This window comes from Microbacterium rhizosphaerae (assembly GCF_034120055.1).
Lineage (GTDB): Bacteria > Actinomycetota > Actinomycetes > Actinomycetales > Microbacteriaceae > Microbacterium > Microbacterium rhizosphaerae.
This window is the reverse complement of record NZ_CP139368.1, coordinates 1,897,417-1,913,370: the sequence shown is the minus strand read 5'-3', so window position 1 is coordinate 1,913,370 and position 15,954 is coordinate 1,897,417. Positions and strand designations below refer to the sequence as shown.

The following is a 15,954-nucleotide window of genomic DNA, read 5'->3' as shown; positions in this document are numbered from 1 at the left end:
CGACGCCAGCTCACCGGGCAACCGGTCACGAAGTCCGCCCATACCCATCAGCACATCTCCGACGTTGCACCTCACGCTGCGCGTGCACACCTCTCAGATGAAGCGGATCTCCCTGCTTCATCTAGAACGAGAGGCCAGCCCCATGGCTCTGCACACCCAACAGTCGATCTCCGGATTCATCGCCTCTGACCCGCAACAGACCGTCACCGAAAGCGGCGACACCCGCCTCTACGTGCGGATCGGACAACCCACCTTCCGACGCAACGACGACGGAACCTTCACCGAACTCGAGCCGACCTTCCACGACATGGTCGCCTATCGAGCAACCGCGGAGCGTGCGCTCACGCGGCTCGCGAAGGGCGACAGCTTCATCGCCGAGGGCTACACCCGAAAGTTCACGATCGAACGCGACGGCCAGGCCATCGAAACTGAGGAGTTCGTGGCCAAGAAGCTCGGCCACGACCTCGCCCGCACCAACTACGAAGTCGACCGCAGCCGGCGCAGGCAGGCGCCAGAACGCGACGCCACCACCCGCACAACGGTGGCGAAGGAATCAGCAGCAACTACTACCGGGATGGGAATCTGAGGACCGGGATGTCGCCGCACCCCAACTCGTATCCTGACCAGCCCGGGGTGCCATCCGCGCCGCCGTCGATGGAGGACGACGACGGACCGACCACCGCAGACCCGCCGCGCCCGGTGAACTGGAATCTCCTCACCGCCGAGGAGGCCGAGATCGCGTGGATCGAGCTCAACAGCTGGGTGAACTGGCTCCGCCGAACCTACGGGCTGCCGGCATCCGTCATCCCTCCCCTGTGGCACCGCCACCCGGAGCTGGTGTGGGAACTATCCGCCCTGCACCTTCACTGGCTGGCCGCGTACGACCCCGACCAGCACGCATCCGCCCCCTTCGGATGGCACAGCGACTTCGCCAACGCACGCCAGCGACTCCACGACTGGGTCACCAACTCCGGCACGCGACTCGATCGCGACCGCGCCACCCGCCAAACCTCATGGCCAGGAGAAGAGGCCGCAGAACCGGTTGAAGACGTTGCGATCACCGACCGCGACGAAGACTTCATCGCATTCGTCACCGCGGACGTCGCCAAACGCCGCGCAGCAGAACAAGCGTTCTACGCCGCCATGGGCGGACCTGCGGCATAAGCGGCAGGTTCGCCCACGACCTGGAGCACAACTGTCCCGGGGTGTGACGGCACGATCGGCTCCTTGTGCATCCCCCGACCTCTACGATCCGTCGGATCGGGCCGGTAATTCCGGCTCGTGGTGCTGCTCGATCCAGGTGCGCACGTCCGACACGGCGAACGCGAGGTGCTTGCCGAAGCGATATGCGCGAGGGGCAACACCCCGAGTGCGCCAGTCGTAGACAGTCGAGACCGGGACATGCAGATGGCGGGCTACCTCCGTTACGTCCATCAGGGACTCAAGCCCCCAGGGGTTATCTGTGGCGATGTTCTCTACGTCCATACCGAGGAGGTACGCCGCCCACCCCAGGAAGTCCTAGGCAACCCGCAAGGTTAGCCTCGAACCGTTGTGTACCGTGACATCGCCGGAGGGCGCCACGGTATTGCGAATTGCCTAGGTCGCCACTCGAGAGCCGCGACGACTGCCGTCGCTCTCCCCAACCACCGGCTTGGCTACTCGCTGGCGAGAATGCTCTCGTGGACAGCCTGCAGGATATGGCGCACGTCTGGAGTCTCGTGGGTGCGCTTCGCGTAGAACTGCTCGGTTACCCGCGACCGTTCGTGACCGAGCAGCAATGCCGTCTGCTCCAGCCCGATCGTGTCGGCAACGGTGGTGCCGACGGATTTCCGGAGGGCGTGCGGCACATAATCGTCCGCCAGATTCGCGTGCCGGCGAACATTCCGAAGTGACCGGTGCACATCCTGAGGGCCGTTGGGTCGCCGCGTTCTCGTGTGAAAGACGAACTCGCTTCCGCCGACGTTCTCGACCATCCGCCGGAGCAGTATCGCAGAGGCGTAGTCGGGGATGGCGATCGCTCTCCGCCCGGCCTCCGTCTTCGGGAATGGCTCCCAGCGCTTCGCGCCGCCCTTTTCCTTGATCGCCCCATTAACAACGACGTACGGCGACCTGTCGTCGAGAAACACGTCCTTCTCCCAACGCAGGCCCAGCACCTCCCCGATGCGCATGCCCGTGGCCAGGATCATGTCAATCGAGTCGAGCAGCAGTGGACCGGGCATCGGCCCGGGACGGTTCGGATCCTCGTTGTAAGCAACCACAGCATCACGGAACACCCGCAGTTCGTCGATGCCTGGCGCGAAGATCTCCTTCTTCTTCCGCCGGATGGCGGGCACCTCCCTCACGAGATTGCGATCGACAAGCCCCATCTGAGCTGCGAACGTCATGATCAGCGAGAGCACGCCCTTCGCGTTGCGCGCTTGCGCGGGCCACTCTCGGACCATCTGGTGGTAGGTGACCGCGATCTCGCGCGTCGTGAACTCGTCAAGCGTGTTGTCGCCGAGGCGTGGGATCAGGATGTTGCGTGCGATGCGCTGGTGCTCGTTGAATGTCGAGCGCTTGATTTCAAGCTGTTCCATCCGGAGTTCGTCATACCTGATCCACTCCAGCGCGACGTCGCGGAACGTCAGCGAGTTATCACGCGACCGGGTCGACTTGCCCGCCTCCGCTTGCGCGACGAGCTCCGGCAGCTTGGCCATCAGCTTGCGCTTCGCTTCGGCTGCGTTCAGGCCCTGGGCCGTGGTCTTTGACTCGATGCCATCCTGCCTGCGATAGCGCGCGGTGAGGACCACCTTGCCGTTCGGGAGAGTCGCCTTGCTGAACTCGCCCCACGTCCCGGGCTGCAATCTCGGTCGCGACATCTCAACACCCCGCTTCGCGTGTCGAGCGGACGTCCACAGCGAGGCGGGCGGGGCCTCGACCTTCCATATAGGTGTGCGCGTCCGGCCGCGCGCGGCGATGATGTCGACTGCCAGAGGCCTCGCCGCGCGGTAGCGGCGACCGCGATGGCTGCGGTTCGCTCTGATTAATCGCGGACGCCGGCGGTTGAAAAGGGCGAGTAAAAGGCGACCGAGTCCCCTTGGAGCCCCCATCCGGACCCGGAAATCGGCGGAGAATCGCGGAATTCCGGGGATGTTTGGTGGACCTGAGGGGACTCGAACCCCTGACCCCCTGCATGCCATGCAGGTGCGCTACCAGCTGCGCCACAGGCCCAGACGCTGTTCCAGATCGCTCCGGACAACTCGTCCAGTTTACTGCATGGACGGGCGCGACACGAAATCGGGCCGGATGTCCGCACCCGCGCGTAGCCTCCCCGCAAAGGACGGAGACACCATGGCGGGACTGGGCAACATCACCTTCTACGCGGACGACCCGCAGCGGCTGGCGCGCTTCTGGGGCGGCGTGTTCGGCTACCCCCCGCAGGAGTTCGAGGATCCGCTCAAGCAGCAGCTGCTGGATGCGGGACTGACCGAGGACGATCTCGCGAAGGTGGGACTCGCCGAGGATCCTGCAGGCGTGGGTCCCCGGTTCTTCTTCCACCACGCCGACGGCCCCAAGAGCGGACGGAACCGCCTGCACCTCGATGTCGCGACGACACCGGGTCGCCGTCCGACGCCCGAGCAGCTCGACGCCGAACGCGACCGACTGGTCGGACTGGGCGCTGAGGTCGTGCGGCTGGTGCACCAGATGTGGGGCCCATGGCCCGAGCACTACTACCAGATGCGCGATCCCGAGGGGAACGAGTTCTGCCTGCAGTGATCAGCTGGCAGAGGGCCCAGCCGCGACACGACTCGGAAGATCGAGAGGCACCGTCGGGCAGTCCTTCCACAGACGCTCGAGCCCGTAGTAGACGCGCTCCTGCTCGTGGAACACGTGCACGACGAGGTCGCCGAAGTCGAGCAGCACCCAGCGCGCCTCGTTGCGGCCCTCGCGCCGGACGCGCTTGTGCCCGGCGAGAAGCAGCTGCTCCTCCACCTCGTCCGCGATCGCTGCGACGTTGCGCTCGCTGCGGCCCGTGACGAGCAGGAAGACATCGACGAGCGGCAGCGGTCCTGACACGTCGAGGGCGACGAGGTCCTCGCCGCCCTTCGCCTCCGCGGCGCGCGCCGCGATCTGCGTCATCTCGATGCCCTGCGCGGAGGCGGTCATGAGTTGAACACCCCCGTGGCGAAGGCGACGACGAGGACGCCGACCAGCGCCAGGGCGAGCGCCCCGGCGGTTATGGCAAGAGTGAGCATGAGCCTGCTGTTCTTCTCGGGAGCCGGCGGGCGGATGAGGTCATCCTGGCCCTTGGCCGTGCTGATCGCTGCACTGGCCGCGATCGGGGTCGGTGACGAGTGGACAGGAAGCTCACCGTCGACGAGGGTCGCGTCCACCTCCTTGCCGTCGGCCGCGCCGGGCACGTGGCCCATCGAGCCCAGGCCGTCGGGCAGGGCGTACGTGCCGGTCACGAGGACCTCGCCCGTCGACGCGATCGGCGCCGAGATCGGCCCGGCCGTCGGATTCTGCGACACGATGAGCGTGTGCGGTGAGGCGACGGAGCCGTTCGTCGACGTATCGCGCGAGAGCACACCGTCGAACGTCTCACCGCGCGTGGCCGCAGCGGGCGACGGTCCCCCGGGCTGCATCGACGCGCCGAAGGCGCTGCTCACAGTCGGGCGGTCGCCCTGGGCCGGGGTGGATCCGCTGTTGAGGCTCGCCAGCGCGTCTGCGAACTCGTCGCGCTGCGGCGCCGGCGGTACGGCCCGCGTCGAAGCGACGGGAGCGGGCGTCGGCGCAGACGAGTCCGTCGGCGTGGCATCCGTCGGTGTGTCGTCCGTCCCCTCGAACAGCGAACGCAGCGACGAGGCGGCGGTGAGCGGCTCGGGCTCGGTGGGCCGGGGCGCCGGCGACGTGAGGGCCTGGTCGAACGCGGGCGGCGTGGACAGGGGTGCCGGCGCAGGCGTCGGCGTCGGCGTCGCGGCTGACGCGGGTGCGGCCGTCGCGGCGAGATGTGCTGCGGCCACCTCGGGCGTGATCACCGGAACCGACGCGGTGCGGATGCGTTCCTGCTGGCGGGCCTGACGCCGCGTGAGAGGCGACACGCCGAGGTCGACGCTCGCGTCGGGAACAGGCGCCGGGGGCACGGCCGCCGGCTCGGCCGGCCGCGGAAGCGGCGGAACCGGGGGGACGGCGACGGGCCGGGGTCCGGGGGCGGGCGCGGGCACCGACGTGATCGGCACAGCGCCGGTCTCGCGCTGCTGCTCGCGCATCTGCTTCCGCGTGAGCTGAGGAGTTTCTGACTGCTCAGGTGTGCTCATGCCTTGCTCCGATAGAGATGATGCTTCGCGATGTACTGGACGACACCGTCGGGGACGAGGTACCACACGGGATGACCTCGATCGACGCGATCCCGACAGTCCGTGGACGAGATCGCGAGGGCGGGAACCTCGAGCTGGCTGACGACGTGTTCGGGCAGGCCGTCGGTGCTCAGGACGTGCCCCGGCCGCGATACGGCGACGAAGTGGGCGAGCTCCCAGAGTTCATCATGGTCCCTCCAGCTGAGAATCTGCGCCACGGCGTCTGCACCGGTGATGAAGTACAGCTGTGCATCCGGCCGCTGAGCGCGCAGATCGCGGAGGGTGTCGATCGTGTAGGTGGGTCCTGGGCGGTCGATGTCGACCCTGCTCACCGTGAAACGGGGGTTCGATGCGGTCGCCACCACCGTCATCAGGTAGCGGTGCTCGCTGTCCGTGACCTCGCTCTTCTGCCACGGCTCACCCGTGGGGACGAAGACCACCTCGTCGAGGTCGAAGGACTGCGCGACCTCGCTCGCCGCGACCAGGTGGCCATTGTGGATGGGATCGAACGTCCCGCCCATGACCCCGATCCGCCGGGTCCGCGTCACCGTCATTCGGCTGCCTAGTGCCCGTGCCCCGTCTGCTGCAGTTCGTCCGCGTGAGCGCGGGCGTACGCCTCGGCCTTGTTCGCGTGACGGTTGGAGACGTGGCGATACGAGGAGGTGACCAGCGCGAGGAGTGCGAAAGTGGAGATCGCGATGATCGGGTACATGACCGTCTCGAGCATGACGTTGCCGGAGTGCCCGGCCTCGGCGGCGGCGAAGGCGATCAGTGTGGCGATGGACATCGGGGCTCCGTTTCGGGGTTCGGACGCGCAGAGCGCTCGTGCCAGTCTATGCCGTCAGGAACGGACTTGTCCGGAGCCGCGCGCGAGCCACTTGGTGCTGGTGAGCTCCGGCAGCCCCATCGGCCCGCGGGCGTGCAGCTTCTGCGTGGAGATGCCCACCTCCGCGCCGAAGCCGAACTCTCCGCCGTCGGTGAAGCGCGTGGAGGCGTTGGCCATGACGACCGCCGAGTCGACCTCGGCGAGGAATCGCTCGGCGTTCGCGTCATCCTGCGTGATGATCGACTCGGTGTGGTGGGTGGAATACCGGCGGATGTGCGCGAGCGCCTCGTCGAGGTCATCCACGACGCGCATCGCGAGGTCGAGGCTCATGTACTCGGTCTGCCAGTCGGCATCCGTCGCGGGGACGACACCGGGGGCGAGGGCGGCGACCGCCTCGTCGCCGTGGACGGTGACACCCGCATCCTGCAGGGCCGCGACGACGGGGTCGACGAGACGGGATGCTGCGCCCCGGACGACGAGCACCGTCTCCACGGCGTTGCACACGCTCGGCCGCTGGACCTTGGCGTTCACGACGATGTCGCGCGCCCACTCCAGCGGTGCGCTCTCGTCGAGGACGATGTGCACGACGCCCGCACCTGTCTCGATGACCGGCACGGACGACTCGGTCACCACCGTCTCGATGAGCTGCGCACTTCCCCGCGGCACGAGCACGTCGACGATTCCGCGCGCGTTCATCAGCTCGCGGGCGCCCTCGCGACCGAAGTCGTCGACCGTCTGGATCGCCTCGGGATCGATGCCCTGCTCGGCGAGAGCGTCGCGCATCGCGGTGATGAGAGCCGCGTTGGAGCGCTCGGCTGCCGTGCCGCCGCGCAGGACGACTGCGTTGCCCGATCGCACCGCGAGCGCCGCGATGTCGACCGTCACATTCGGCCGGGCCTCGTAGATCGAGCCGATGACCCCGAACGGCACCGAGACCTTCTGCAGGCGCACTCCGCTCGGCAGCACGCGCTCGTCGAGCACGCGGCCGACCGGATCGGGAAGCGCTGCGACGTCGCGCACGGCGGCCGCGAGGGCCGCGACGCGGGGCTCGTCGAGCCGCAGTCTGTCGAGCAGTCCGGCGGAGAGGCCGGTCGCACGGCCGCGCTCGAGATCCTCGGCGTTGGCGGCCACGACGGCCGGGGCTGCGGACTCGATGGCACCCGCGATGGCGAGCAGCGCATCGCGCTTGCGCTCGTCGGAGAGGAGTCCGATCTGGCGCGCGGCATCCTTGGCGAGTAGCATGCGCTCGCGCGCGGTGGCGGCGGTCGCAGCGGTCGAGATCATCTCGTCAGTTTATCGGCGGTGTGCACCGGCCCGGTCGCCAGGGGCAGCACGGCGACCTCGTCCGGTGCGAACCACGTTCCGACGTCGGCACCGGACAGGGCCTCGTCGATGAGGTCGGCACTCGTCACGAGCACGCCGACTCCGGCCGACGCGGCCAGGCGCGCGGCGGAGACCTTGGTCGCCGCTCCCCCGGTTCCGACGCTGTTGACGACGGTCGAGCCGAACTCGAACTCGCGCAGGTCGGCGCCGAAGGGCACCGTGCGAATGGGCTCGGCGCCCTCCTCCTGCGGCGGGCGGGTGTAGAGGCACTCGATGTCGCTGAGCAGCACGAGGCCGTCGGCGCCGATCAGCTGCGCGACGAGGGCGGCCAGCCGGTCGTTGTCGCCGAAGCGGATCTCGTGCGTCGCCACCGTGTCGTTCTCGTTGACGATCGGAAGGATGCGCAGCCCCAGCAGCCGCTCCATGGCACGCCGTGCGTTGGAGCGGTGGGTCGGGTCCTCGAAGTCCCCCGCCGTCAGCAGCACCTGACCCGCCACGATCCCGAACTCGCGCAGCGCCTGCTGGTACCGGTAGATCAGCACGTTCTGGCCGACCGCCGCCGCAGCCTGCTGCGTCGCGAGGTCGGTCGGCCGGGAGTCGAGGGCGAGGAAGGGCATGCCCGTCGCGATCGCGCCGGACGAGACGAGGACGACCTCGGTGCCGCGCGCATGCGCTGCCGCGAGACCCCGGACGATCGGATCGATCTTCGCGGAGTTCTCGCCGCTGATCGACGACGACCCCACCTTCACGACGACGCGGCGGACGCCGCGCAGCTCGGATCGATCGCGAAGGGTCACTCGTGCCCCTCCTCGGCGGCGCCGTGCTCGATGCGCTCGCTCTCGAGCTCGGCCGTGGTCATCAGGCGCTCCGCCTCGAGCTCCGCGCGTGCGGCGGCCTTGGCATCCATCATCTCGTGGTACCGCTCGCGACGCTGCGCCGTCGTCCGGCGGGCGTTCTGGTCGAGTCGCGGGTCGGTGCCGCGCGGCGCGGTCATGAGCTCGGCGGCCGAGGTCAGTGCGGGCTGCCAGTCGAAGACGATGCCGTCGCCGGGACCGATCACGACCGTCGCACCCGGCGTCGCACCCACGCGGAACAGCTCGTCCTCGACGCCGAGCTTTTCGAGGCGGTCGGCGAGGAAGCCGACGGCCTCGTCGTTCTGGAAGTCGGTCTGCTGCACCCAGCGCACCGGCTTGTCGCCCAGGATGCGGTACACGGGCCCGTACGTGCCGCCCTCGACCCGCACGGTGAAGTCTGCATCCGCGCCCTTCGGGCGAATGACCACGCGCGGCACGGCCGGCTTCGCCGCCTCCTCCGCGCGGTGGCGGACGATGATGTCGGCCAGGGCGAAGCTCAGCTGGCGCAGGCCCTCGTGGCTCACGGTCGAGATCTCGAACACGCGGTAGCCGCGCGCCTCGAGGTCGGGGCGCACCATATCGGCGAGGTCCTTCGCCTCCGGCACGTCGATCTTGTTGAGCGCGATGAGCTGGGGCCGGTCGATGAGCGGCACCTGACCCTCGGGAACGGGGTACGCCGCCAGCTCGCCGAGGATGACGTCGAGGTCGGTGAGCGGGTCGCGCCCGGGCTCCAGCGTCGCGCAGTCGAGCACGTGCACGAGCGCCGTGCAGCGCTCGACGTGACGGAGGAACTCGAGACCGAGGCCCTTGCCCTCGCTGGCGCCCTCGATGAGGCCGGGAACGTCGGCGACCGTGTAGCGCACGTCACCGGCCTGGACGACGCCGAGATTGGGATGCAGCGTCGTGAACGGATAGTCGGCGATCTTGGGCCGCGCGGCGGACATCGCCGCGATGAGGCTCGACTTGCCGGCGGACGGGAATCCGACGAGGGCGACGTCGGCGACGGTCTTCAGCTCGAGGAGGACATCGCCCTCCCACCCGGGAGTGCCGAGCAGCGCGAAGCCGGGAGCCTTGCGCTTGGTCGTCGCCAGGGCCGCGTTGCCGAGGCCGCCGCGCCCGCCGGGTGCGACGACGAACCGCATGCCCGGATCGAGCATGTCGACCACGACCTCGCCGTCGGCATCCTTCACGACCGTGCCGACCGGCACGGGCAGCTCGATGTCCTCGCCCTCGGCGCCGGAGCGATTGTCGCCCATGCCGAAGCCGCCGTTGCCGGCGGCGCGGTGCGGCGAGTGGTGGTAGGAGAGCAGTGTGGTGACCTGGGGGTCGGCGACGAGCACGATGTCGCCGCCGTGACCGCCGTTGCCGCCGTCTGGACCGGCGAGCGGCTTGAACTTCTCACGGCGCACGGAGACGCATCCGTTCCCGCCCTTGCCTGCCCGCAGATGCAGGGTGACGCGATCGACGAAGGTGACCATGCCGCTCCTCACGTTGTGTCGTCCCGGCGATCCCTACGGATTCTGCCGGAAATGGACGAGGGGCGGGCCGAAGCCCGCCCCCCGCGAATCAAGGCGTGGTGCCTGAGCCTGTCGAAGGCTACTCCGCGGCCGCCACGATGTTGACGACCTTGCGGCCGCCCTTGGTGCCGAACTCGACCGCCCCCGCGGCGAGCGCGAACAGCGTGTCGTCACCACCGCGACCCACGTTGGAGCCCGGGTGGAAGTGCGTGCCGCGCTGGCGGACGATGATCTCGCCGGCGTTGACGGTCTGGCCGCCGAAGCGCTTCACGCCCAGTCGCTGGGCGTTGGAGTCGCGACCGTTACGGGTGGAGCTTGCGCCCTTTTTGTGTGCCATCTCTGCGCCTCTCCTGGCTTACTTGATGCCGGTGACCTTGACGCGCGTGAGGTCCTGGCGGTGGCCCTGGCGCTTCTTGTAGCCGGTCTTGTTCTTGAACTTCTGGATCACGATCTTCGGGCCGCGCTCCTCACCGAGCACCTCCGCGGTGACGGACACCTTCGCGAGGGCGTCGGCGTCCGTCGTGACGGAGTCGCCGTCGACGAGGAGAACGGCGGGGAGCTCGATCGTGTCGCCGATCCCGGCCTTCTGGCGGTCGAGCACGACGACCGTCCCGACCGACACCTTCTCCTGCCGGCCGCCGGCGCGCACAACTGCGTAAACCACTTCACACCTGTTTCGTCTGGGAGCCGAGGGCTCCGAATTGTCTGGGTAGACGGGAAGTTCTGGTGCGGCCCAGCTCCGGGTCGCACAGCGACTCGTTCGGGGACGGGCGTCGGCCACAGTCCCGGGGACGCACGCACCAAAGGAATACTTTACCCGATGCCCCGCCGCCAGGCAAAAGCGCGGGGTTGCGGCGCGCCGTCCCGCCCTCGGCGTCGCCGGCTCCCCCTAGGATCGGCGCGTGGCCATCCTCATCGACGACCCCCGCTGGCCGGCGCACGGACGCCTGTGGGCGCACCTCGTCAGCGACGAGAGCGTCGAGGAGCTGCACGCGTTCGCGCAGGCCAACGGCATCCCCCGACGCGGATTCGACCGCGACCACTACGACGTCCCGGACGAGATCCACGCCCGCCTGATCGGCGCCGGTGCCGAGCACGTCGACGGGCACGAGCTCGTGCGCAGGCTCATCGCCTCGGGGCTGCGGGTCACCGCGCGCGAGCGGCGCGAGGGCCTGCGATGAGCTCGTCGCGGCTGGAGGCCTTCAGCGACGGCGTGCTCGCCATCGTCATCACCGTGATGGTGCTCGGGCTCGCGGTCCCCAAGGGCGACGGATGGGCGGACCTCCTGCACACGTCGGGACTCGGCCTGCTCACCTACCTCCTGAGCTTCGTATACATCGGCATCTACTGGAACAACCACCATCACCTGTTCCAGCTGCATCCCACCGTCAGCGGCGGGGTGCTGTGGGCCAACCTGCACCTGCTGTTCTGGCTGTCGCTCTACCCCTTCACGACGGCGTGGCTGACCGAGACGCGCGTCGCGCTCGTGCCGACGGTCGTGTACGGGCTGAATCTCCTCGGCGCGGCGATCGCGTATTCGATCCTGCAGAACACGATGGCCCGCCAGCCGGGAGGCGAGCGCGTGCGCGAGGCCTTCGGCCGCGATCTCAAGGGGTGGGTCTCGCCGGCCCTCTACGTGCTCGGAATCGCGCTCGCGTTCATCGTGCCGTGGCTCGCACTGCTGCCCTTCATCGCGGTGGCGATCATCTGGCTCGTGCCCGACCGGCGCGTCGAGCGGTACCTCAAGGCGCACCAGGACGCGCCCGGCGAGGACGACGCCGCCTGACGTCGCCCTCGCGGCGCGATCTACTCGGCGTCGGGAGTGTGCACCACCGGTGTGCCGGGCAGGCCCGCCGTGGTCACGCGACGCCGGCTGCGGCCCTGTCCGGGAGCCTTGGGCTCCGGGAGGGCGTTGAGCACCGAGTCGAGCAGGAGCTCCTTCTCGGTCTTCGGGGCCCTGCGCGCGGTGTCGGGCTTCTTGCGGCGCTTCTTGCGCTCGGGCCCCTGCTGCTCGACCGGGGCCGCCTCGTCGGCGCGCGGCCCGGCATCCACGTGCAGCTCGTCGAGGTGAACCTCGTCGTGCGGGTGGATCGTCGACGCGGCGATCTGCGCGAGCGCGGATTTCACGCCCTCCGTGATGACGTGCGTTCCGGTCGCCGGAGTGTTCGTCGTGGGGGCGTTCGAGCGCGGGGTGCGGCGGTTGCCGCTGTTGGCGCTGCCGCCGCCATTGCCGTTGCCGGTCGGCGCGCGGTGCTTGACGACGGGATCGTGGTGGACGATGACCCCGCGGCCCGCGCACACCTCGCACGGCTCGCTGAAGGTCTCGAGAAGGCCGAGTCCGAGCTTCTTGCGCGTCATCTGGACGAGGCCGAGCGAGGTGACCTCGGCGACCTGGTGCTTGGTGCGGTCGCGGCTGAGGCACTCGACGAGACGACGCAGGACCAGGTCGCGATTGGACTCGAGCACCATGTCGATGAAGTCGACGACGATGATGCCGCCGATGTCGCGCAGCCTGAGCTGGCGGACGATCTCCTCCGCGGCTTCGAGGTTGTTCTTCGTGACCGTCTCTTCGAGATTGCCGCCCGAGCCGACGAACTTGCCGGTGTTGACGTCGACGACGGTCATCGCCTCGGTGCGGTCGATGACGAGCGACCCGCCCGAGGGCAGCCAGACCTTGCGATCGAGGGCCTTCTCGATCTGCTCGGTGACCCGGAACTGGTCGAAGGGATCGTTGTCGCCCTCGTACCGTTCCACGCGCTCGAGGAGGTCGGGAGCGACGCTCGCGAGGTACGTCTCGATCGTGCGCTGCGCGTCCTCGCCCTGGATGAGCATCTTCGAGAAGTCCTCGTTGAAGACGTCGCGGACGATCTTGACGAGCAGATCCGGCTCGGAGTGCAGGAGGGCGGGTGCCTGGATCGACTCGACCTGGCGGCTGATGTGCTCCCACTGGTTGGTGAGACGCTGCACGTCGAGGGTCAGCTGGTCCTCGGTGGCACCCTCGGCGGCCGTGCGGACGATCACGCCGGACGATTCGGGGAGCACCTCCTTGAGGATCTTCTTCAGGCGCGCCCGCTCGGTGTCGGGGAGCTTGCGCGAGATGCCGTTCATGGCCCCGCCCGGCACGTACACAAGGTAACGGCCGGGGAGGGAGATCTGGCTCGTCAGACGGGCGCCCTTGTGGCCGACCGGATCCTTCGTCACCTGCACGAGCACCTTGTCGCCGGACTTCAGCGCGAGCTCGATGCGCCGCGGCTGGTTGCCGGTCTCGACGCCGTCCCAGTCGACCTCGCCGGAGTACAGCACCGCGTTGCGGCCGCGGCCGATGTCGACGAACGCGGCCTCCATGCTGGGAAGCACGTTCTGGACACGGCCGAGGTAGACGTTGCCGATGAGGGACGCGTCCTGGTTGCGTGCGACGTAGTGCTCCACGAGCACCTTGTCCTCGAGCACGGCGATCTGGATACGGCCGTTCTTGGAGCGGACGATCATGACGCGGTCGACAGCCTCACGGCGGGCGAGGAACTCGGCCTCGGTCACGACCGGGCGGCGACGTCCCGCCTCGCGGCCGTCGCGGCGACGCTGCTTCTTGGCCTCGAGACGCGTGGAGCCCTTGATGCGCTGCGGCTCGGTGATGAGCTCGACGGCGCGCTGGCGCGGCTGGGCAACGGGCTGGCGCTGCTCCTCGGCGGCCTCGTCGCGGCCGCGGCGGCGACGACGACGCGAGCTGCTGCTCTGGCCGTCCTCGGCCTCGGCCTCGGGCTCAGGGGCGGCCGGGATGTGCGTGATCTCCGGCGCGTAGAAGTGGAGCTGTGTCGACACCGAGGAGACGAAGACCTCGGGCAGCAGGCCCAGCGAGACCGCCGTGACGGGACCGGGCTCGGGCTCGGCCTCGGGCGACTCGGCCGCCGCGAGCGGCTCGGGCGCGTGTTCCTCTGCGGGCTCCGTCGCCTGAGCGGCGGGCGTGTCGGGCTGCGCTTCCTCGAGAGGCCCTGCGACCTCTGCGACCTCCGGCTCCGGGCCGTCGAAGGACTCGGAAGCCTCCGCGACCTCGGAGACCTGGACGACCTCAACCACCTCGGAAAGCTCCGCGACCTCGGAGACCGCTTCGGCCTCCGGCTCGGCGGAATCCTCTATGGACGCGTCTGCAACCCCGTCGAAACCGGTCGTCAGGGACGCCGCATCCGATTCGGGCTGGAGGTCGGGGTTGTCGTTGTTGTTCTCATCGGCCATCACCGGCGTACTCCCAGCGGGGCGACACCGCGCGTCGCCCGGCGATATTCTCGTGCGGCGCCGCACCTGCGGTGCCGCGAACTCACTCGGTCTGCAGTCGGCCCGTGGCGCGGACTGCGAGGGCACTCGTCGCCCTGAAGTCTTCGGTGATGCGCGGGTGCGGCGCGGCCGCAGCTGCGCATCGACCTCCATTATCGCACCAAGATGGCCGTCAGCGCGAAAGCGGTGGTTTCCGGCGATCCATGGGCGCGCTTCGCTTCCTCCACGGCAGGGGCGGCATAGCGATGGATGCCATAATCCGAACCATGGCGCAGACCACCGAGACGACCGTCGCATCCGACACGTCCTCCCCCGCCCGCCCGACCGTGCTGGCCGTCTGGCTCATCGTCGCCGGCGTCATCGGATGGTGGGCCGCCTTCCAGCTCACGCTCGAGAAGTTCCACCTGCTCGAGAACCCGGGTTCGAAGGCATCCTGCGACATCAGCATCCTCGTGCAATGCGGCAAGAACCTCGGGTCGTGGCAGGGCTCCGCGTTCGGCTTCCCCAACCCGATCATCGGGCTCACCGCCTGGATGGCGCCGGTCGTCGTCGGCGTGGCGATCCTCGCCGGCGCCCGCTTCGCCGCGTGGTTCTGGGTCCTCTTCTGGCTCGGATTCGTCTTCGCGTTCGGCTTCGTGTGCTGGCTGATCACCCAGAGCATCTTCGTCCTGCTGACGCTGTGCCCGTGGTGCATGGTCACGTGGGCGGTGACGATCCCGTCCTTCTACGCGGTGACGCTGCACCTCTTCCGAACAGGCGTGTTCCCCGTACCCGAACGCGGCCGCGAGATCGCGGACCGGCTCATGGCCTGGGTGCCCCTCATGGCGATCGTGAGCTACTTCATCATCCTGCTCATCGCGCAGGCGCGCCTGAACGCCATCGTCAACATCTGGCAGACGATGTTCCACTGACCGCCGCCGAGGCCGCCGAGGCCGAATCGTGACCCCGGGCTTCAGACCCGGAGGTCTACGGTAGGGCCATGATCCGGCGGCTGGCGATCGCGACGATCGCCGTGCTGCTCGCAGGCACGCTCAACGGGTGCTCGCTGTCGGCCGCCGGCGACGCATACTGCGTCCCGATGGTGAAGGTCGCTCCCCACCACGCGCATCCCGGCGACCGCATCACGGTCTGGACGAACGACCGATGCCGTGCCCCGGTTCCTCCCGGCGGATGGATGGTCGGCGCCGCGCCCGACGGCACGGGCCCCGATCCGGTCGTGAGCGTCATGGTGCACCCCCGCGCCGACGGCAGGTTCTCCACCACCCTCGAGCTGCCGGCCGACATGGCTGCCGGCGATGCCCACGCGGGCATCTGGAACTGGGACTACTCGCGCTGCAAGGACACCGGCGCCAGCTGCGCGGGCCCGATGGGCTCGTTCCGGGTCGCCTCGCGCTGACCGCCGGCGACGACGGCCTCAGAACCAGATGTCGAGTTCGCGCGCGGCCGACTCGAGGCTGTCGGAGCCGTGCACGAGGTTCTGCTGCACCTTCAGGCCCCAGTCGCGCCCGAAGTCCCCGCGGATGGTCCCGGGTGCGGCGGTCGTCGGGTCGGTGGTGCCGGCGAGCGAGCGGAAGCCCTCGATGACCCGATTGCCGGCGACCCGGATCGCGACGGTGGGGCCCGACATCATGAACTCGAGCAGCGGCTCGTAGAAGGGCTTGCCCTCGTGCTCGGCGTAGTGCTGCTCGAGGCGCTCCCGATCGGGCTCGACGAGGCGGATGTCGACGAGCGCGTAGCCCTTCGCCTCGATGCGGGCGAGGATCGCGCCGGTCAGCCCGCGGGCGACGCCGTCGGGCTTGACGAGGACGAGGGTCTCTTCCGTGGCCATG

20 protein-coding genes and 1 tRNA gene are annotated in these 15,954 nt (G+C 69.0%); 7 read left to right on the top strand and 14 right to left on the bottom strand.

The window, feature by feature from the left end; all coding sequences use genetic code 11:
* The first annotated feature begins 142 nt into the window (after positions 1–142).
* Both SM116_RS08450 and SM116_RS08445 read left to right on the top strand, forming a co-directional pair.
* Positions 143–586 carry a single-stranded DNA-binding protein gene (locus SM116_RS08450; protein ID WP_320943994.1) on the top strand — a complete coding sequence of 148 codons (444 nt, stop codon included), beginning with the start codon at positions 143–145 and terminating at the stop codon, positions 584–586.
* A gap of 68 nt (positions 587–654) precedes the next feature.
* Positions 655–1,164, top strand: a complete 510-nt coding sequence (locus SM116_RS08445; protein WP_320944137.1) for a hypothetical protein — start codon at positions 655–657, stop codon at positions 1,162–1,164.
* 81 nt (positions 1,165–1,245) lie between these two features.
* On the opposite strand, the gene SM116_RS08440 is transcribed toward SM116_RS08445, so the two are convergent.
* The 3 genes from SM116_RS08440 to SM116_RS08430 form a co-directional block, all read right to left on the bottom strand.
* A complete protein-coding gene (locus SM116_RS08440; RefSeq protein ID WP_320944136.1) occupies positions 1,246–1,434 on the bottom strand; it encodes a helix-turn-helix domain-containing protein in 189 nt (62 codons plus the stop codon).
* A 221-nt stretch (positions 1,435–1,655) separates the two neighbouring features.
* The gene (locus SM116_RS08435; protein ID WP_320943993.1) at positions 1,656–2,789 is read right to left on the bottom strand and encodes a tyrosine-type recombinase/integrase; all 1,134 of its coding nucleotides are present in this window, start codon (positions 2,787–2,789) and stop codon (positions 1,656–1,658) included.
* Between the two features lie 345 nt (positions 2,790–3,134).
* Positions 3,135–3,210: transfer RNA gene (locus tag SM116_RS08430), tRNA-Ala, on the bottom strand.
* Positions 3,211–3,330: 120 nt separating this feature from the next.
* Between SM116_RS08430 and SM116_RS08425 the strand changes: the two genes are divergently transcribed.
* Positions 3,331–3,756, top strand: a complete 426-nt coding sequence (locus tag SM116_RS08425) for a VOC family protein (protein WP_320943992.1) — start codon at positions 3,331–3,333, stop codon at positions 3,754–3,756.
* Here the strand turns inward: SM116_RS08425 and rsfS are convergent, their stop codons facing one another.
* The 9 genes from rsfS to rplU form a co-directional block, all read right to left on the bottom strand.
* Positions 3,757–4,146 carry a ribosome silencing factor gene (gene rsfS, locus SM116_RS08420; RefSeq protein ID WP_320943991.1) on the bottom strand — a complete coding sequence of 130 codons (390 nt, stop codon included), beginning with the start codon at positions 4,144–4,146 and terminating at the stop codon, positions 3,757–3,759.
* Entirely contained in the window at positions 4,143–5,297 is a 1,155-nt protein-coding gene (locus SM116_RS08415; protein WP_320943990.1) for a hypothetical protein, read from the bottom strand. The genes rsfS and SM116_RS08415 overlap by 4 nt, the downstream gene beginning before the upstream one ends.
* Positions 5,294–5,890, bottom strand: a complete 597-nt coding sequence (gene nadD, locus SM116_RS08410; protein ID WP_320943989.1) for a nicotinate-nucleotide adenylyltransferase — start codon at positions 5,888–5,890, stop codon at positions 5,294–5,296. Before nadD ends, SM116_RS08415 begins: the two co-directional genes overlap by 4 nt.
* A gap of 8 nt (positions 5,891–5,898) precedes the next feature.
* Complete coding sequence (locus tag SM116_RS08405) at positions 5,899–6,123, bottom strand: hypothetical protein (RefSeq protein WP_320943988.1); 225 nt, start codon at positions 6,121–6,123, stop codon at positions 5,899–5,901.
* Positions 6,124–6,177: 54 nt separating this feature from the next.
* Entirely contained in the window at positions 6,178–7,446 is a 1,269-nt protein-coding gene (locus SM116_RS08400) for a glutamate-5-semialdehyde dehydrogenase (RefSeq protein WP_320943987.1), read from the bottom strand.
* The gene (gene proB / locus SM116_RS08395; RefSeq protein ID WP_320943986.1) at positions 7,443–8,282 is read right to left on the bottom strand and encodes a glutamate 5-kinase; all 840 of its coding nucleotides are present in this window, start codon (positions 8,280–8,282) and stop codon (positions 7,443–7,445) included. The genes SM116_RS08400 and proB overlap by 4 nt, the downstream gene beginning before the upstream one ends.
* Positions 8,279–9,817: a GTPase ObgE gene (gene obgE, locus SM116_RS08390; protein WP_320943985.1), complete on the bottom strand. Its 1,539-nt coding sequence runs from the start codon at positions 9,815–9,817 to the stop codon at positions 8,279–8,281. Before obgE ends, proB begins: the two co-directional genes overlap by 4 nt.
* Before the next feature lie 118 nt (positions 9,818–9,935).
* A complete protein-coding gene (rpmA, locus tag SM116_RS08385) occupies positions 9,936–10,193 on the bottom strand; it encodes a 50S ribosomal protein L27 (RefSeq protein ID WP_320943984.1) in 258 nt (85 codons plus the stop codon).
* An 18-nt stretch (positions 10,194–10,211) separates the two neighbouring features.
* Entirely contained in the window at positions 10,212–10,520 is a 309-nt protein-coding gene (rplU, locus tag SM116_RS08380) for a 50S ribosomal protein L21 (RefSeq protein ID WP_320943983.1), read from the bottom strand.
* 238 nt (positions 10,521–10,758) lie between these two features.
* Between rplU and SM116_RS08375 the strand changes: the two genes are divergently transcribed.
* Both SM116_RS08375 and SM116_RS08370 read left to right on the top strand, forming a co-directional pair.
* Complete coding sequence (locus SM116_RS08375) at positions 10,759–11,037, top strand: DUF4031 domain-containing protein (RefSeq protein WP_320943982.1); 279 nt, start codon at positions 10,759–10,761, stop codon at positions 11,035–11,037.
* Positions 11,034–11,642 carry a TMEM175 family protein gene (locus SM116_RS08370; protein WP_320943981.1) on the top strand — a complete coding sequence of 203 codons (609 nt, stop codon included), beginning with the start codon at positions 11,034–11,036 and terminating at the stop codon, positions 11,640–11,642. Before SM116_RS08375 ends, SM116_RS08370 begins: the two co-directional genes overlap by 4 nt.
* A 20-nt stretch (positions 11,643–11,662) precedes the next feature.
* Here the strand turns inward: SM116_RS08370 and SM116_RS08365 are convergent, their stop codons facing one another.
* Positions 11,663–14,086, bottom strand: coding sequence for an Rne/Rng family ribonuclease (locus tag SM116_RS08365; protein WP_320944135.1), 2,424 nt, complete (start codon positions 14,084–14,086; stop codon positions 11,663–11,665).
* Positions 14,087–14,391: 305 nt separating this feature from the next.
* Here SM116_RS08365 and SM116_RS08360 point away from each other — a divergent pair, with 305 nt between their 5' ends.
* Both SM116_RS08360 and SM116_RS08355 read left to right on the top strand, forming a co-directional pair.
* Positions 14,392–15,036 (top strand): vitamin K epoxide reductase family protein, encoded by a 645-nt coding sequence (locus tag SM116_RS08360; RefSeq protein WP_320943980.1) that lies wholly within the window; start codon positions 14,392–14,394, stop codon positions 15,034–15,036.
* 68 nt (positions 15,037–15,104) lie between these two features.
* Positions 15,105–15,521, top strand: a complete 417-nt coding sequence (locus tag SM116_RS08355) for a hypothetical protein (RefSeq protein WP_320943979.1) — start codon at positions 15,105–15,107, stop codon at positions 15,519–15,521.
* A gap of 18 nt (positions 15,522–15,539) precedes the next feature.
* Here the strand turns inward: SM116_RS08355 and ndk are convergent, their stop codons facing one another.
* Positions 15,540–15,953: a nucleoside-diphosphate kinase gene (gene ndk, locus SM116_RS08350; protein ID WP_320943978.1), complete on the bottom strand. Its 414-nt coding sequence runs from the start codon at positions 15,951–15,953 to the stop codon at positions 15,540–15,542.
* Position 15,954: the final 1 nt, after the last annotated feature.

Coding starts and splice junctions, on each gene's coding strand:
- SM116_RS08445 (WP_320944137.1), top strand. CDS start 655: ATGGAGGACGACGACGGACCGACCACCGCAGACCCGCCGCGCCCGGTG.
- SM116_RS08450 (WP_320943994.1), top strand. CDS start 143: ATGGCTCTGCACACCCAACAGTCGATCTCCGGATTCATCGCCTCTGAC.
- SM116_RS08400 (WP_320943987.1), bottom strand. CDS start 7,446: ATGATCTCGACCGCTGCGACCGCCGCCACCGCGCGCGAGCGCATGCTA.
- nadD (WP_320943989.1), bottom strand. CDS start 5,890: ATGACGGTGACGCGGACCCGGCGGATCGGGGTCATGGGCGGGACGTTC.
- obgE (WP_320943985.1), bottom strand. CDS start 9,817: ATGGTCACCTTCGTCGATCGCGTCACCCTGCATCTGCGGGCAGGCAAG.
- SM116_RS08355 (WP_320943979.1), top strand. CDS start 15,105: ATGATCCGGCGGCTGGCGATCGCGACGATCGCCGTGCTGCTCGCAGGC.
- SM116_RS08415 (WP_320943990.1), bottom strand. CDS start 5,297: ATGAGCACACCTGAGCAGTCAGAAACTCCTCAGCTCACGCGGAAGCAG.
- SM116_RS08360 (WP_320943980.1), top strand. CDS start 14,392: ATGGCGCAGACCACCGAGACGACCGTCGCATCCGACACGTCCTCCCCC.
- SM116_RS08440 (WP_320944136.1), bottom strand. CDS start 1,434: ATGGACGTAACGGAGGTAGCCCGCCATCTGCATGTCCCGGTCTCGACT.
- rpmA (WP_320943984.1), bottom strand. CDS start 10,193: ATGGCACACAAAAAGGGCGCAAGCTCCACCCGTAACGGTCGCGACTCC.
- SM116_RS08425 (WP_320943992.1), top strand. CDS start 3,331: ATGGCGGGACTGGGCAACATCACCTTCTACGCGGACGACCCGCAGCGG.
- SM116_RS08405 (WP_320943988.1), bottom strand. CDS start 6,123: ATGTCCATCGCCACACTGATCGCCTTCGCCGCCGCCGAGGCCGGGCAC.
- rsfS (WP_320943991.1), bottom strand. CDS start 4,146: ATGACCGCCTCCGCGCAGGGCATCGAGATGACGCAGATCGCGGCGCGC.
- ndk (WP_320943978.1), bottom strand. CDS start 15,953: ATGGCCACGGAAGAGACCCTCGTCCTCGTCAAGCCCGACGGCGTCGCC.
- SM116_RS08370 (WP_320943981.1), top strand. CDS start 11,034: ATGAGCTCGTCGCGGCTGGAGGCCTTCAGCGACGGCGTGCTCGCCATC.
- SM116_RS08365 (WP_320944135.1), bottom strand. CDS start 14,086: ATGGCCGATGAGAACAACAACGACAACCCCGACCTCCAGCCCGAATCG.